Here is a 16,652-nt window from a genome sequence, read left to right as displayed (position 1 = left end):
TTAAACAGGGATTACCACATGGCCCTGGTAAGGGGCGTGACGGTAAGGCTTTCCAGCCGGGCCGTCCCTCCCTCAGAGAACAGGGACAACGAGTTGGCACCCTCTGAAGGAAAGACCTGGTCCGTCAGAGTCACAAGGCCATCCTGCGCAAATACCTCCACGGATGCCCGGTCCACATAGAGCCGCAAGCGGAGCCTGCCATTGATGAGTTGGACGGGGACATCGTCGATCGACGCGAAGGACGGATGGAAGTCCTCGTTTCCGGAGTTGGTCCTGTCAATGAACGCCCGTCCCGAGGCCGTGGTGTAGCCGACTTTGGTTGCCTCCGGGCCGTTGCCCAGCACCTTGAGCCCGAAGGCGGAGGCCGTTCCCGGCGAGAACTCCGCATCGATCTGGACCACGTCCCCCGTGATGGGAAGATTGTTGGTCCCTGGAGCGATGTCCTGCGCCGGCGCGGTAAAGGCGGCAGCCGTGTTTTTCAGTCCGTCCACTTGCGCTACCACTTTTTGGGTTAGCCGGGGACCTTGGCCGGTCTGCGTGAGCTGGACTTCCCGCGGCAGGGCCATGGAGCCCCGCCAGGTGGTTGTTGGCGTGGACTGGCCGTAATCCCAGTTGTTCATCCAGCCCAGCATGATCCGTTTTCCGTCAGGGGCGTTGCTGAAGGAAACCGCAGCGTAGTAGTCCCTGCCCCAGTCCAACCAGTCGTGTTGCTCCAGCCGGTTGATATCCGAGGCCACAAATTCGTCGGCGAGGATGTGACCCCACCCGCCACGGTTGTTGTCCACAATCCGGAGGGTGGCCTGGCTGCCTTTGAGGCCGCTCACGTCCCAGGCTTTCCAGCCCAGGTGTTCGGAATCGGAGCCCGTGGTGCTGCGGACAGCCTGACCGTTGACCATGAGGTTGACCGTGGTTTCACTGCTTCGCGGTTGTGCTGGCTGTGAGCCGAGGACCATGTTGTCCAACGTCAGGTGGCCCCACTGTCCCGCGGCGTTGTCCACGATCCGTAGGCGGGCGATTTGGCCGTAGTACTGGGAGACATCCCAGTTTTTCCAGTTCAGGTCTCCCGAATTGCTGCCGGTGGTGCTGCGGACCGGAACTCCACTCACCAGCAGTTCCACCTGGAGGCTGCCGTCTGTCCGGTTGCCCCCACCCAGCAGAAAACCAATGTTGGTGTTGGTGAGGTAGAACTCCGGTGAGGTGATGGTGCCGACGTTGTTATCGGCGTTGGGGCCGCCCTCGAAGGTGTTGATGCGCTTTCCGATTGCGTATTCACCGCCCGCAGTGGAGGGGTTCCTGGCTGCCTCGAAATCGCCGGTCAGTTGCCACCCTGCTGCACTGAGGGTCCCGGGGTAGTCGAAGCCATCGAATAGGAGGTAGCCAGGCGGCGGCGTGTTCCCGGGCTGTTCACCAGCTTGTCGGGGGTGGTTCCCGCCACCGACCAGGAAATTGATGTAATCCTTGGTGACGGTGAAGGGCGCAGATTCCAAGGTGCCGGTGGGTGCATCCCCGCCGGTGAACCCGTTCACGAGCCCGGCGCCGATGGATCCCGTGACAGTTTGCTGCCCTGGGAGCGCTCCGGGAGCGGGGCTGCTTCCCCAAGGACCTCCGGGGTTGGCGGGGTCATTGCCCACGTTCCACCCGCTGTAACTACCGCCATTGAATCCGGCGAGCAGATTTCCCGGTGGTGCCACGCCCAAGGGATCCGTGGTTTCTGACGTGAAGCGCGTCCCGTCAAAACTTCCGACGAAATACTGGCCGCCGCTGCCGCCTGCCACCGCTCCAGGGTTGATGTTGACTGCCAGCACCCATTTGATGTTGTTGGGATTGCCATCCACGGCCAAGGGGAACATGTCCGGGCATTCCCACTGCCCTCCTGTGGCATTGGCTGGTTTGAAGTCATCCAGGTAGGTCCAGTTTTTCAGGTCGGTGCTCTTGTAGAAAAGGACCCGGTGCTCGTTGGCTTCCACGGCTGACATCACCCAGTACGAGCCCGCTGCCCCTTGGTACCAGAAGACCTTGGGATCGCGGAAATCCGTAGTGTTCCTGCTGAGCACGGGATTTCCGGAGTACTTGGTCCAGGTTTGGCCGCTGTCCGTGCTGTAGGCCAGGGACTGCGCCTGTTTCCCGGGGTACAGGGGATGGTTGCCGGTGTAATTGCTGGTATAGACGGCAACCAGTGGCGGGTTCTGGGCTGTTCCGAATCCGCTGGTGTTCTGCGAATCCACCACGATGGAGCCGGAGAAAATGTCTTCTGTTGCCTGCCCGCTGCCGTTGAACGTCTGGGCAATGGCGAGTGGCTGTTCGGTCCAGTGCAGCAGATCCGCCGAGGTGGCGTGGCCCCAGCTCATGTTTCCCCAGGTAGTCCCGTTGGGGTTGTACTGGTAGTAGATGTGGTAGGTGCCGTTGTGGTAGACCAAGCCGTTGGGATCGTTCATCCAATTCTTCAAAGGCGTGTAGTGCAGGTAGGGCCGGTATTGCTGGGTGGCGGGGTCGGGGTCGGCAGCCTGCGCCGGTGCCGCAGTCAATCCTGCGGCCAATGAAAGAACGACGGCGGCGATCACTCTGGCGATTGCCGGAACTTTAGTACGTCTGGTCATCATTGACAGACCTTTTCTTCCTCTGCGCTGGATCAGGGAGTAGCCCGGAATGAGTAAGAGCTTGTGAAGTGCACAAATTCACCGGCTCCGCCACTGTCCATCACTTTGGTCCCGGTAGTGGAACCGTCCAGCACCACGGTGTTCGCAGCCACCGAAGAGACGGTGTTGTTCGCGGCGATGTAGTTGTTGGCACCGGATGCCACCAGGATGATGGTGGGCTTCTGGCCTGAGGGCCTCACCGAACCCGAGGGCACGTCGTAACTGAAGTGGTTGCCGGTGACCGTGTTCCCGCTGCCTGCCAGATGCACCAGGCCGAACAGGTCATCCAGGCCATTGTTGTACGGCTTCAGGGGGTCGAACGGTTCCATCTGCCGCAGGAAATGGTTTGCTCCCACCAGGTTCTCCGTGCAATTGCCCTCGAAATTCACCATGCCTGGGTAGAAAGCATGGAAGCGGTTACTGGTGACAGTGGAGCGGGTGGTGTTCTTGAAGTGGACACTGCTCTTTCCCCGCGGGAAGACGTTGTTGGCACTGACCAGCAGGCCCATATGTCCTTCTGCATAGATGGAGAAACCCACGTAGCCTGCCCCGATCAGGTTGTCCGTGACTTTGGAGGCTTGCCCAGAGCCTGTGAGTTCCACGCAGGAACCGCACTCTGCCAGGAAGTTGCCGCTGACGCTGAGGGCGTCGGTATCCCGGACCACCAGGCCGTGTTCCAGGTACACCATGCCCATGCCTTCCACACGGCAGGAGTCGTTGGCCGAGTCGAACCGAATGCCGGTTTTGCCGTTGATGTAGGAGTTCTGGTTGGAGTTGAATGAGACGCCGTCCAAGCAGAAGTTCTGGAACACGATCGAGCTAAGCCGCGGGTCTCCGGTGCGGTAGACCCTGAAAGCGTCTGTATTTCCGTCGGTGTTTTCCACGCGGATCCGGCTGCCCCCGGGGTTGATTTCATGCCAGGCGGAGGTGTTGCCGGCGTTGTAGCGGATGCTGCTGGAGGTGAATCCGTGCCCGGATCCACGGATGGTCAAAAAGCTGATGTCCACGTTGACGCGGGTCTTGAGCGAGTAGTCTCCGGGTGGGATGTAGATGACGGCGCCAGGTTTGGATGCTTGATTGCTTTGTTGGGCTTTCACATCGGCGATGATGCTGTTGATGATCACCCCAATATCGTTGTAGGGCGTTGCGGACGGATTCCCGGGGACAGACCAGGTGGTGACGTCGTAGACAGTGGTCACAGCGTTTTCTCCTCACATCGTTGGGGGTACTGCTCGAGTGGCCTTGCGGTGGTGCTGGTGGTGCCGTGGCTTCTAGAGCACACCGATGATGCCCCGGTGCCCTGGCGCTGCCTGGGCACCTCCCGTAGCAGGCACCTGCTGCGCCGGGCCTTTCGCCATGGCTTCCTTTGCTGACAGCACGACGGCGGTGCCGGCAACTGCCGCTGCTGGAATCAGCCGAAGGATGCTCCTTCGGCTGAGGTATGGGGATGGAGTTGGATTCATGGTTCTCCTTTGAACTCGATGGTGACTTGGCGGACCGGCAGCCCTGCGGCCCGGAACGGATCAGGGCTGGGAGGTTTGCCAAAAAATGCCAAATCAGCCAAAATGTGCCAAAACGATTTGTCGGCTGGCGCGGCTTACTTTATGATCAAGTCGCCTCTGGCGTCAAGGGGCCTGAAATCTTTCGCGGAAGCCATTGACAGAACTCGTTCGACAGTCCTAATGTCAATGCCAAGTCGTTTTGGCAAAACGATTTTCCAAGCCAACAGCACTCCCCTTCATCTCTCTGCAATTTCCGTTCAAGAGAAAGTGAGTCGACAGCGATGTCCACTCGAAACACCATCTCCAAGCTCGTCACCCTCGGCGGGCTGTGCACCGCCGTCGCACTCGCTGCCACCGGTTGTGGCGCAGGCGGCCCGGCACCATCCTCCGGCGGCTCCGCCGGCTCCAGCTCCATCAACGTCCTGGTCGAAGCCGGTGGTCACGCCGAACTCACAGGTGTGGCCGAGCAGTGCAAGAAGGACACTGGAGTCGAAGCGAACTTTGTGGAGCTCCCCTACGACGGCATGTTCAACCGCCTGTCCAGCGAGTTCTCCTCGGGCAACGTGTCCTTTGACGTCGCGGCTTTGGACTCCGTCTGGCTGCCGAGCTTCAAGGACGCCGTCCAAACCATCGATGAGCTGTTCACAGACGACGTCAAGAAGGACATTTTCCCCGCGCTCGTCAAGGAAGCAAACGTGGATGGCCACTTCATCGGCTTGCCGGCGTGGACCAACGCCGAGATCATCCTGTACCGCAAAGACCTCTTCGAAGACGCCAAGAACAAGGCCGATTTCCAGGCAAAGTACGGGTACGAACTCGCCGCGCCGACCACGTGGAAGCAGTACCAGGACATTTCCGAGTTCTTCACCAAGGACGGCATGTACGGCACGGACGTGAAGGGCGCCGTGGAAACAGAATGGCTGGCCCACGTGCTCCAGGCCGGCTCCCCCATGGTGCTGGACCAAGACAACAACGTGGTCATCGACAACGCGGCCCACAAGGAAGCCCTCGACTTCTATGTGAGCCTGGCCAAATCTGCCCCCACCGGTGCCGCACAGGTTGACTGGGCCGCGGCACAGAACCTGTTCAACCAGGGCAAGACAGCCATGACCCGCTTCTGGGCCCATGCCTACCGCCAGATCCCTGCTGATGCTCCCGTGGCAGGAAAAGTAGGCGCCGCAGCGATGATCGGCGGCAGCGCCGGCGTCGCAGGCGTTCCGGGCCCTTGGTACCTGGCCGTTCCCAAGGCAACCAAGAACACGGAAGCCGCCAAGAAGTTCGTCAAATGTGCTTATGACTACAACAGCCTGGGCATCGACTCCAAGCTCGGCCTGGCTTCGCGCATCAGCGCGTTTGAGAAATACCAGGACCAGCCTGGCTACGAAAGCTTCAAGCCGCTGATTGAAACTCTCAACGCTCCGGCAACGGCCACCCGGCCGGCAACCGCCAAGTGGCAGCAGATCGTTGACACCGTCCTGATCCCGTTGCTGCAGAAGGCCGTGGCCGGGGGAGACACCTCGGCGCTCCTGGCCGATGCCAAGAAGCAGGTCCAGGACCTCCTGAAGTAAAACTCCGCGGCCGGCACCGGCCCGCGCACAGCGCGAAAGACAGTGCCGGCCGCGGTCCCAACCAGCAGAAAAGAAAACCGTGCGTATCTCCGATCGCCGCTTCGCCCTCTACCTGATGACGCCCGCGGCACTGTTCCTGGCCGTATTCGTGGCCTATCCCCTCTTCCGCCTGGTGGCTGACAGCTTCTTCAAGATCTCCCCCATCGCCGGCGGCCCCCGTGACTTTGTGGGTTTCCAAAACTACGTCACCGCGTTCACCTCCGAAGCCTTCACCAGCGCCGGATGGCGGACCCTTGCCTACACCCTGGTGGTGGTGACGCTCGAGTTCGCACTCGGCTTGGGCATGGCCCTGCTGTTCACCACCTTGGGGAAGAAATCCCAAATCTGGCGGACCGTCTTCCTCTACCCCCTGATGATTGCGCCGATCGTGGCAGGCCTGCTGTGGAAGTTCCTGATGATCGATAACTTCGGCCTCATCGGCACACTCCTCCACCAAGCCGGCATCCTGTCCGATCCCAACCAGATCGGCTGGCTGTCCGACCCCAACATCGTGTTGTTCTCAGTGGCCATTCCGGACATCTGGCTCACCACCTCCTTCATGTGCCTGGTGCTCTTCGCGGGCCTCCAGAACATCCCGGGCGATCTGATCGAGGCCGCCCGCCTTGATGGGGCACGGGCTCCAGCACTCCTCTTCCGGATCATCCTTCCGCTGCTGCGTCCAGTCATCGCAGTTGCGCTGGTGGTTCGCGGCATTGACGCAGCAAGGGCCTTCGACACCATCCTCATCCAGACCAACGGCGGACCGCAGTCGGCCTCGGAAACCATGAGCCTGTTGATCTACCGGACCATGATCCGCTTCGGCGATCCCGGGCTCGCCAGTGCCATGGGCACCATCTACCTCCTCGCAATGCTTGCCATTGCCTTCGTTGCAGTGGCCACCATCTGGCGGCCTGGAAAGGACAACTGATGAGCAACGCGAGCCTAGCCACCAAAGCCAGCCCGCCTGCGTCGGACATTTCCGAACCTCAGCCGATGCGCAAACGGCGGGGGGTCAACCGTGAAGGCCTCGAAGCCGGCAAGCGGAGCACCCGCACCATCCTCTGGATCCTGCTGGCGGTGGCCATGGTGCTGTACGGCTTCCCGTTCCTGTACTTGCTGTTCACGTCGTTCAAGACGCCGATCGACACCATCGCTGTTCCGCCCACCATCCTGCCGCGCGAGTGGACGCTGGAGAACTACACCAACGCCCTGGGCCGCAGCGGGGTCGTGGCGTCCTTCATCAACAGCATCCAAACGGCTGTTATCAGCACTGTGTTGTCACTGGTCCTGGCCGTTCCAGCCGCTTATGGCATCACGCGCTACAAGACACCCAGCGGCCAGGTGTTCATCATGGCTGCCCTGGTCACCCGCATGGTCCCGCCGGTAGCAATCGGCATCCCGCTGGCGTCCATGATGTCCTCGGTGGGCTTGGCGGATACCCCCATAGCCCTTTCCATTGCACACACCACCATCTCGCTTCCGCTGTCCATCTGGCTGATGTCCAGCTTCTTCGAGTCGGTCCCCCGGGATCTGGAAGAAGCCGCAACCGTGGATGGTTGCAGCAGGCTTGGAGCCCTGTGGCGGGTGGTGATCCCGGTAGTGTCCGGCGGTATCGCGGTCACGGCGATCTTCGCGTTCCTGGCTTCTTGGAACGAGTTCCTGTTCGCCCTCCTGATGACAGCCATCCGGTCCCAGACCACGCCCGTGGTGATTGCGAACTTCCAAACGCAGTTCGGCCTGGACTGGGGATCCATGACGGCCCTCGCCGCCGTCTACTCGATCCCGGTCATCCTGCTGACGCTGCTGCTGCAGCGCAAAATCGTGGCGGGCATGACGCTGGGCGCTGTGAAGGGCTGATCATCAAGTCCAGTACTCAAGGGCCAGTGCCACCATCAACGAGTAGCCTACTGATAGCCCCCAAGGGCATCACCAACCATAAGGACGTGGGAGTCGGATGAGCAACAAGAACATCGGTATCAAGGACGTAGCCGTCGCCGCCGGCGTGTCCGTCACCACGGTGTCCCATGTCCTCAACGAGGTGTCCTACGCCCGGATCAGCAGCGAAACCAGGGACAAAGTCAAGACCGCGGCAGAGGAACTCGGCTATGGCCCCAACCGCCTGGCCCAGGCCCTTCGCACGCAGAGGACCGGCATGCTGGGGTTGGTGAGCGAGGAAATCGCCACCACTCCCCACGCCGGCCGGATCATTCTGGGCGCTGATGAGGCCGCCAAGGCCCGGGGCTACAACCTCATGATCATCAACACTCCGGGTTCGGCCAGCCTCGAATCGAGGCAAGCCGACGTCCAGGCCCTCCTGGAACGTCGCGTGGACGGAATTCTTTATGCCACCATGTACCACCGCAACGTGGAACTCCCGGACAACCTGGGCAGCGTCCCATCCGTGCTGGTGGACTCCGTCGCTATCGGCGGCAACATCACGGCTGTGGTCCCGGACGAGGACGGAGGCGCCCGCGCTGCTGTTGGGGCACTCCTCGAAGCCGGCCACACCCGGATAGCTTTCCTCAACAACACCGACGACGTCCCCGCAACCCGCCAGCGGCTTCAGGCCTTCCGGGCCATGCTGAACGAAGCAGGGCTCGACGGCGATGCGGCACCTGTGGAGTCCGAGATCTCCGAGGTGCAAGGCGGCTACGAGGCGGCCAAACGGATCCTCTCACGGAAAGACCGGCCCACAGGCCTGTTTTGCTACAACGACCGTATGGCCATGGGTGCCTACCGGGCGGCCGCAGAGCTGGGCCTGAGCATCCCGGCAGACCTTTCAGTAGTTGGCTTTGACGACCAGGAACTCATCGCCGCCAACCTCTACCCCGGCCTCACCACTGTGGCCCTCCCCCACTACGAGATGGGTGCCTGGGCCACTGAACACCTCATTGACGCCATTGAGGGCAAGGACGACCTCTCCTTGATGGCGCTCCACCCAACCATCCTGGGTTGCCCCCTGGTCAGCCGTGACTCCGTCGCAGCTCCCCGGTAACCCCAACAAGCCACTCCAACGTCCCAAAAGGAACGCACCACATGTCCAGTAGCCTTGATGCCGCACGCCCGGAAACAGCCCCGGCCGTAACTCCCCGATTCCGGCCTGCCATCCATTTCACGGCAAGGGACACCTGGCTGAACGATCCCAACGGCTTGGTTTTCCACGACGGTTTGTATCACCTCTTCTTCCAGAACAACCCTTACGGCAACGTTTGGGGGAACATGTCCTGGGGCCACGCCACCTCCACGGATCTCCTGCAGTGGACGGAGCATCCTGTCGCCATTGCCGGCGATGAGAAAGAGGACATCTTCTCCGGAAGCGTGGTGGTGGACCACGGCAACACCTCCGGTTTCGGCACCGTCGAGTCACCGGCATTGGTGGCTGTGTACACCAGCGCCTTCAAGGCCGGGACCGTGCACAGCGGAACGCAGGCCCAGTCCCTGGCGTACAGCACCGATGGCGGAATGACATGGCGCAAATACGCTCAGAACCCTGTGGTGACCAGGAATTCCGAGCACTTCCGCGATCCGAAAGTGTTCCGTTACCAAGGCGGGGAGGGTTCCTATTGGGTGATGGTCGCCGTCGAAGCGCAGCAGCAGAAGGTGGTTCTCTACCGTTCCGACGACCTCAAACGCTGGGCAATCCTGAGCGACTTTGGCCCTGCGAACGCCGACGCCGGCGAATGGGAATGCCCCGATCTCTTCCCCTTGGCGGTGGACGGGGATCCGCAGAACATCAAATGGGTCCTGATCGTCAACGTCAACCCGGGTGCGGTGGCGGGCGGTTCAGGCGGACAGTACTTTGTGGGACAGTTCGACGGCGTCCGCTTCGTTCCGGACGCCGGTTCTGTGGTGGCTCCTGCCGGTATCTCGTCAATCGGAGATTCTGATGAGGCCGCTGCGGCCCTGCAGCGCTGCCTGTGGCTGGACTGGGGACGCGACTGCTACGCCTCCGTGTCCTTCAGCAACACCCCGGATGGCCGGCGGGTCATCATGGGTTGGATGAATAACTGGGACTACGCCAACCAGTTGCCCACAGCACCGTGGCGGTCCTCCATGACTCTTGCCCGAGAGGTCGTGCTGAGTTCGGCGAGTGGCGCCGCCCGGCTGGTCCAGCGGCCCATCCTGGGAGATCTGAAACAAGATCTGGCCAAGACCGGCAGCTTCACGTTGGGCCCCACGGCCTTCCGGTTGCCGGATGCAAGGCCGGATACCGCTCAAGTGATCGAGGCCGAAATCGTGCCGGGAACCGCTGAGCGCGTTGATCTGCGGCTTCTCGCGAGCTCCGACAGGAGCCAGGGCACTGTCCTGAGCTACACAACAAGCAACGGCCGCATCACCCTTGACCGCACCCGGTCAGGAGACACCACGTTCCACGAAAAGTTCGCGTCGGCCGAATCAGCGCCCGCTGCATTGGAGGACGGCATCCTCAAGCTGCTCATCGTCGTGGACCAGAGCTCAGTGGAAGTCTTTGCCCAGGACGGCAAGGTGGTCCTGACCGACCTCGTTTTCCCGGACGCCAGGAGCCAGGAGAACTGGTTGACCGCCGAGGGCGGTACGGCAACGGTTCTGAAGCTCACGGTTTCGTCACACGTTTAAGGAGAAGCAGGAATGAACAACGTACACGGAACCCGCTCAGGCGCGGGCGCCGACGTCGTAGTTGTCGGTGAAGCTCTGATCGACATAGTCGTTTCGTCACGGGGCACCGTTGAGCACCCGGGAGGATCACCCGCCAACGTTGCCTACGGCCTCGGCCGGCTCAACGTGCCAACCGCCCTGTTGACGTCCATCGGAGACGACCACCACGGTGCTGCCATTGAGCATTTGGCGAGCGCCGGCGTCGAACTCCTGACAACTGCCGGGAGGCCCGACCGGACCGCTACGGCCACCGCCACCCTGGCGCCGGACGGTTCAGCCCACTACGACTTCGACATCCAATGGGAGCTTCCCGCAATTGCCCCCGTGACTGTGCCGAAAATCCTGCACACCGGATCAATCGCCACCTTCCTGGAACCTGGAGCATCCGCCGTGCGGGAACTCCTTGAACAGGTGCATCAGCGATGCGTGGTCACCTACGATCCCAACGTCCGCCCTGCCCTGCTGGGCAGCCAGACCGAGGCAAAGACCATTTTCGACGGCCTCATCCCCCTCATCGAGGTGGTCAAACTCAGCGACGAGGACGCGCGGTGGCTCTACCCGGGCTGGTCGCTCGAAGACACTTCACAGCGCATATTGGACCTTGGGGCCGGGCTTGTTGTGGTCACCAAGGGCTCCGATGGATCCATGCTTTCGACCCCCGGCACGCGGCTGTTGCTTCCATCCTTGAAGTCCACCGTGGTGGACACCATTGGCGCCGGAGACTCGTACATGTCCGCCCTGATCTACGGGCTTCTCCTGACCGGGGCGGTCGGCTTACCGCAGGAAGCCCTGGAATCGTTGGGACGAAGGGCCACTAAGGCCGCGGCAATCACAGTGCGGCGCGCAGGCGCCACCCCACCGACGTCGGACGAACTGCTGGCTGACTTGGTTGAACACCAACCTGCCATCTGACTACGCCCAAACAACCCACCACATCAAGGGAACTCAAGCCATGTCCAGCAAGAACTACTACGACGTGACCAACTGGCCCATCGGCAACCCGGTCGAGGACGTCGGCGAGGTCATCAACAGCATCATCGCTGACATCAAGGAACGGCAGAACGCCTCAGCCGTGAACGACGGCGGAAAGCCTGGAGCGGTGATCTACCTGCCGCCGGGTGACTACCGCCTGCGCACTCAGGTTTTGATAGACATCAGCTTCCTCAGGATCCAAGGCTCGGGCCACGGGTTCACGTCCTCAAGCATCCGGTTCAACGTCCCCGAAGACGAATGGCCCGATCTGCACGAACTGTGGCCGGGCGGGAGCCGCGTCCTGGTGGACCTGCTCCCGGCTGGCGAGGGCACTGACCCGTCCAACGCTGTCCCGTCCCAGGGAGCTGCCTTCCTTGTTGAGCGTGCGGGCCGTCCCCGGATCAGTTCGGTGGAGTTTGCCAACTTCTGCATCGATGGGCTCCATTTCGCTCCGGACGGCTCGGACCTGCCCGCGGAAAACAGCTATGTGAATGACAAGACCGGTATTCATGTCTCCAGTGCCAACGATTCCTTCCGCGTCAATGAGATGGGCTTTATCTACCTGGAACACGCCCTGACCATCCACAACGCGGACGCGCTGTCCATCCACAACAACTTCATCGCGGAATGTGGAAGCTGCATCGAGCTGCGTGGCTGGGGACAGGCGTCCAAAATCACCGACAACCTGATCGGTGCCGGTTTCAAGGGTCATTCCATCTACGCGGAAAACCACGGCGGGCTCCTTGTCACCGCCAACAACGTCTTTCCAAGAGGGGCCAGCAGCGTCCACTTCAACGGCGTAACCCGTTCAAGCGTCACGAACAACCGACTGCATTCCTTCTACGCCGGCATGGTTGTCCTGGACGGGAACAGCTCGGAAAACCTCGTGGCTACCAATCATTTCCTCCGTGACCACGAGCCCTGGACACCTTTCCTCGGGATCGACAACGGGCTGGATGACCTGCACGGAGTCCTGAGTGTCAGCGGCAGCAACAACTCCGTCATCGGCAACCACTTCTCCCAGATCATCGATTCGGTGAGCATCCGTCCGGAAGGCGCGACGCCGGTCATCATCCGTTTGCGCGAAGGGGCAGGGAATTTCGTGTCCAACAACCACGTCGTTGCAATGAACGTGCACGCCACCGCCAGCGACGATTGCTTCGAAGCACAAGTAGATGCCCTGCTGACAACAGATGCAGCTAATGCCCTCGCCGTGACGGCTGTCCTGGTTGATCCCGAATCAACACGCAACACCATCCTCGATTCGGGCAGTGAACCGCAAGTACTTGCGGACAGGGCAACCAACGCCATCCGCTCCACCCCCACTGTGGGTTAGGAGTTTTCGTACAGCCAATGCCCCTAAGATTCGTTCCTAGGGGCATTAGCTGTCCAAGAAACTTCCAAGGGGGCCACGTGACTGAAACCATCCGCACCGCAACAACGCACGACGCCGGGAAGCTGGCTGAGCTTGCGGCCGCCACCTTCCCGCTGGCGTGCCCGCCGGGGTCGTCACCGGCTGATATCCAAGCCCACCTCGAAAAGACGCTCAGCGAGGCCAACTTCGAGGATTACCTCGCCGACGCCAACATCACCATCATGGTGCTCGACGACGACGGGCAGCTCCTGGGGTACACCATGCTCATCGCCAAGCCAGCCACCGACCCTGACGTCGCCTCTGTGCTGTCCGCCCTCCCCTCCACGGAGCTGAGCAAGTGCTACGTCCACCCCGACCACCACGGCAAAGGCGCCGCATCACAACTCATCAAAGCTTCCCTGGCTGATGCGGCGGATAAGGGCGCATCAGGGGTGTGGCTGGGTGTCAACAGCGAGAATGCCAAAGCCATCCGTTTCTACGAGAAGAGCGGGTTCCAGCGCGTCGGCACCAAGTCCTTCACACTCGGGACCACGGTGGAACACGACTTCGTCATGGAGCACGAACTCTAGGACGCTAGCCGAACAAGTCCCCTGCCAGAGGCGGCCGGGGATCGGAACGCAGTTCGAGCCCGGCCGGCAGCCCGGTCACGGTCCCGGACGAACCAGAGGCTTGCACCGTGATCCGCGAGCGCCCCAGCAGCACATTGTCCGCGCGGAACGACCCATAAGCGTCGGGCAGTATCGGCGCCAGGTGCAACACGTCCCGGGTGAAGTCCGGATCGAAGCGCAGCAGGATCCGGGCCAGTTGGACGGGCGCCGCAGCCGCCCACGCTTGCGGGGAACACGCCGTCGGATACGGAACCGGCTCCGCAAAGTCGCTGCGGTCAAAGCCGCAGAACAACTCCGGAAGTCGACCACCAAAGTGCTCGGCGGCGTCGAACAATCCGCTCGCAATCCGGCTGGCTTCCTTCACGAAGCCGTACCGCATGAGGCCGGTGGCGACCAGCGCGGTGTCGTGCGGCCAGACGGAGCCGTTGTGGTAGCTGACGGGGTTGTACGCGCCCATGTCCGAACCCAACGTCCGGATGCCCCACCCCGTGAACATCTCCGGCGACATCAGCCGCTCGGCCACCAGCGGCGCCTTGTCCTCGTCCACAATGCCCACCCACAGGCAGTGCCCCATGTTCGAGGTACAGGAGTCCACGGGCTTCTTGTCTTTGTCCAGCGCCAGCGCAAAGTAGCCGCGGTCCGGTAGCCAGAAGGCCTCGTTGAAGGCGGCTTTCAGCGCTTCGGCGCGGTCCGCGCACCGGCGTTCGACGGCGGTATCGCCCGCCGCCCGCGCCAACAGCGACCGCCCCACATAGGCCGCGTAGGCGTAGGCCTGCACTTCGCAGAGCGCGATGGGCGTCTCCGCCATCCGGCCGTCCGCAAAGTTGATGCCGTCCCAGGAGTCCTTCCAGCCCTGGTTCACCAGCCCATGCTCGTTGGGCCGCTGGTATTCGATGAAGCCGTCGCCGTCGCGGTCCCCGTACTGCTCCATCCATTCGATGGCACGGTCGGCGTGCGGGAGGAGGGATTCGATGATGTCCGCCCCAAGGCCCCACCTGCTGAGCTCACCGAGCGTCGAGACGAACAGGGGTGTCGCGTCGGCCGTTCCGTAGTAGGCTGTTCCGCCCAGCGAGAGTCCGGCAGTGACACCGAGCCTGACCTCATGAGGGATGCGTCCGGGTTCCTCCTCGGAGTCCACATCCACTGTGCTGCCTTGGAGCCCTGCCAGGGTCTGCAAGGTTCCCGCTGCAAGGTTGGGATCCACCATGAGCGACATATAAGAGGCCAGGAGCGAGTCGCGTCCGAACAACGCCATAAACCACGGTGCTCCGGCGGCCACGGCGGCGCGTCCTGGATGGGCGGGGTCGAAGATCCGCAGCGAGCCCAGATCGCGTTGGCTACGCTCCAGGACTTCCTCCACGTTGGCATCAGTCACAGCGATCCGGGGTACGTGCTCTTCCCAGGCAGCGTGGCGCCGGACGCTGGGGGTGTGGTGCAAAGGTGTGGTCTCGGTAAAGGGGTCGTGGGGCCCCTCCCCATTGACCAGGGGGAGCGCGATGATGCTGGTGCTCCATTGGCTGCGGGCCGGGATGGTGATCTGGAACGTCAATCCTTCATCGGAGACCTTGGCGCCGGAGGCCCGGAAAGCCACTCCCCGGCGTTGGCCGCTGGAGTGGAGGGAATCGATGTGAAGTTCCTTCTTGTGAGCCTTCTTGGTGGGTGCTCCGGCTTTGTTGGTCCGGCCGCCCTTGACGTCAAAGAGGTCCGCCAGGTCGGCGTCGAGCAGCAGTTCAATTCCGCAGGGGGCGTCCTGTCCCGAGTAGTTCCTGATAGTGATGTCATCCCGCAGGCCGGCACCCACATGCCGTTGATGGTGGACTACCAAGGGGCTGTCGAACCTGCCGTCGGCCGAGCACGCCCGACCCACGTACTCCGCCTGGAAAGCAGTGGGATTCCGCGCCACCAGCGGTTCCCTCAGCGCCCCGTTGACCCGCAGGATCCAGCGAGACACGATCCTGGTGTCCTGGTAGTAGGCACCCTGGGATCCGCCTCCATGGATGTCACCCGAGTGCGAGGAAATACAGAAGGACGAACCTTCAACGACGGTGACGGCGCCGAGCTCTGACGCTCCGGCTTCAGTGTCTTCGTTCCAAGCAGTCATGGCCAACAGGCCTCCTCGGGAGTCTTCCGTGAGGGCAGTCCCTACAGGGCTTGCCTCTGATTTTCTTGCAATAGACTCCCTCCGGAAAGAGGTCCAGCCGAAAATTGTTCGATGACTTTGGCGTAAAGGTCCAGGTGGTCCGCAGCCATTCGCGCTGAACTGAAGGACTCCTCCACTGATCGTCGGCAGGCATCCCGGCTGAGGAACGGAACCCGTTCAACGCAGGCCGCCAACTCACTGGGGGAACCCACAAAGCCCGTGATCCCGTGCCGGACAATCTCCGGGGCGGCACCCATTGGGGTGGCCAGGACAGGGGTACCCGTGGCGAGTGCTTCGATCATCACCAACCCAAAAGGTTCATGCCACTGGATAGGGTTGATCAGGGCGAGAGCATCACCCATCAGCTCGAATTTTTCCGGGTCCGACAGTTCTCCCAGGAACTCCTCCTGATTTCCCAGGGCCGGCCGCACCACGTCACGAAAATACTCTTGCTCGTCCTTGGCATGCATCTTTGCCGCGATCTTCAGGGGGACGCCGGCTTCCCGGGCAACGGCCACGGCTTCCAGGAGTCCTTTGTCCGGGCACATGCGGCCTACAAAACAGGCATACCCTCCGGCTCCACTCCCTATGCTCACCGCTGACAGATCGATTCCGTGGTGGATCACGGCTGTGACCGGTACATCCCGGGTCCTGCTGCATTGATCGTGGGAGATCGCGATGATGGCGGTATCTTGTGCCATGGCGCGGTAAAGGGGCGAGTAGATGGGCGACAACGGCCCGTGGATGGTGGTGACTACGGGGATGCCAGCTGGCCGATGCGCGTAGAGGGGTCCAGCAAGAGTGTGATCGTGGATGACGTCCATGTCCTGCATCTGTGCATAGGCCCTGATGACGTGCCCAAGTTCGCTGGCGGTCTGTCCCAGTTCCTCCGGGGCTGAGGGGCCAAAGCCGGGTACTTGGGGCACCGGGCAGGTGCTGTCCGAGGCGGTTGCCAGCAGGACATCGTGTCCCGCGTCCGCCAACGCCCGCGCCAGGGCATCGACTACACGCTCTGTTCCACCATATTTTTCCGGTGGCACTGTAAACCACGGGCCAACGATGAGTCCGATGCGCATGCTGGAGCCTCCGCGCAAAACCCCCAGTCCAAGGGCTGGCTTCATAACCCATTCCAAGAGTATGGGGCCTGGGACCGGACGGCAACGGGTGAGCAAAATAA

General features: G+C 61.9%; 13 protein-coding genes. 8 read left to right on the top strand and 5 right to left on the bottom strand.

The genetic code is table 11. From position 1 onward, the window contains the following. Positions 1-11: 11 nt before the first annotated feature. The 3 genes from ABQM86_RS04155 to ABQM86_RS04145 all read right to left on the bottom strand — a co-directional run bounded on the left by ABQM86_RS04155 (position 12) and on the right by ABQM86_RS04145 (position 4,099). Positions 12-2,597 carry a GH32 C-terminal domain-containing protein gene (locus tag ABQM86_RS04155; protein WP_280626591.1) on the bottom strand — a complete coding sequence of 862 codons (2,586 nt, stop codon included), beginning with the start codon at positions 2,595-2,597 and terminating at the stop codon, positions 12-14. 32 nt (positions 2,598-2,629) lie between these two features. Next, positions 2,630-3,835: a NosD domain-containing protein gene (locus ABQM86_RS04150; RefSeq protein ID WP_089593656.1), complete on the bottom strand. Its 1,206-nt coding sequence runs from the start codon at positions 3,833-3,835 to the stop codon at positions 2,630-2,632. A gap of 72 nt (positions 3,836-3,907) precedes the next feature. Continuing rightward, positions 3,908-4,099, bottom strand: coding sequence for a hypothetical protein (locus tag ABQM86_RS04145; protein WP_280626588.1), 192 nt, complete (start codon positions 4,097-4,099; stop codon positions 3,908-3,910). 320 nt (positions 4,100-4,419) lie between these two features. Between ABQM86_RS04145 and ABQM86_RS04140 the strand changes: the two genes are divergently transcribed. From ABQM86_RS04140 to ABQM86_RS04105, 8 genes are all read left to right on the top strand, one after another. Continuing rightward, positions 4,420-5,706 (top strand): extracellular solute-binding protein, encoded by a 1,287-nt coding sequence (locus ABQM86_RS04140; RefSeq protein ID WP_369745997.1) that lies wholly within the window; start codon positions 4,420-4,422, stop codon positions 5,704-5,706. 79 nt (positions 5,707-5,785) lie between these two features. Next, entirely contained in the window at positions 5,786-6,673 is an 888-nt protein-coding gene (locus ABQM86_RS04135) for a carbohydrate ABC transporter permease (protein ID WP_105692744.1), read from the top strand. A 65-nt stretch (positions 6,674-6,738) separates the two neighbouring features. Next, complete coding sequence (locus tag ABQM86_RS04130; RefSeq protein WP_089597158.1) at positions 6,739-7,602, top strand: carbohydrate ABC transporter permease; 864 nt, start codon at positions 6,739-6,741, stop codon at positions 7,600-7,602. Positions 7,603-7,699: 97 nt separating this feature from the next. Continuing rightward, positions 7,700-8,740 carry a LacI family DNA-binding transcriptional regulator gene (locus tag ABQM86_RS04125; RefSeq protein ID WP_280626584.1) on the top strand — a complete coding sequence of 347 codons (1,041 nt, stop codon included), beginning with the start codon at positions 7,700-7,702 and terminating at the stop codon, positions 8,738-8,740. A gap of 41 nt (positions 8,741-8,781) precedes the next feature. Further along, positions 8,782-10,341 (top strand): glycoside hydrolase family 32 protein, encoded by a 1,560-nt coding sequence (locus tag ABQM86_RS04120; protein ID WP_280626582.1) that lies wholly within the window; start codon positions 8,782-8,784, stop codon positions 10,339-10,341. 12 nt (positions 10,342-10,353) lie between these two features. Beyond that, on the top strand, positions 10,354-11,292 hold the full coding sequence (locus ABQM86_RS04115; protein WP_369745996.1) for a carbohydrate kinase: 939 nt from the start codon (positions 10,354-10,356) through the stop codon (positions 11,290-11,292). Positions 11,293-11,332: 40 nt separating this feature from the next. Then, entirely contained in the window at positions 11,333-12,688 is a 1,356-nt protein-coding gene (locus ABQM86_RS04110; protein WP_369745995.1) for a NosD domain-containing protein, read from the top strand. A 77-nt stretch (positions 12,689-12,765) separates the two neighbouring features. Then, positions 12,766-13,296 carry an N-acetyltransferase family protein gene (locus ABQM86_RS04105; RefSeq protein ID WP_369745994.1) on the top strand — a complete coding sequence of 177 codons (531 nt, stop codon included), beginning with the start codon at positions 12,766-12,768 and terminating at the stop codon, positions 13,294-13,296. 4 nt (positions 13,297-13,300) lie between these two features. Here ABQM86_RS04105 and ABQM86_RS04100 read toward each other — a convergent pair whose 3' ends face one another. Next, positions 13,301-15,436: a glycogen debranching N-terminal domain-containing protein gene (locus tag ABQM86_RS04100; RefSeq protein ID WP_280626576.1), complete on the bottom strand. Its 2,136-nt coding sequence runs from the start codon at positions 15,434-15,436 to the stop codon at positions 13,301-13,303. A 41-nt stretch (positions 15,437-15,477) separates the two neighbouring features. Further along, complete coding sequence (locus ABQM86_RS04095; protein ID WP_207596206.1) at positions 15,478-16,551, bottom strand: glycosyltransferase family 4 protein; 1,074 nt, start codon at positions 16,549-16,551, stop codon at positions 15,478-15,480. Positions 16,552-16,652: the final 101 nt, after the last annotated feature.

It is taken from the genome of Paenarthrobacter sp. AMU7, from assembly GCF_041200195.1.
GTDB lineage: Bacteria > Actinomycetota > Actinomycetes > Actinomycetales > Micrococcaceae > Arthrobacter.
Note: the sequence above shows the minus strand (reverse complement) of the source record. Positions and strands in the feature narration are given on the sequence as shown.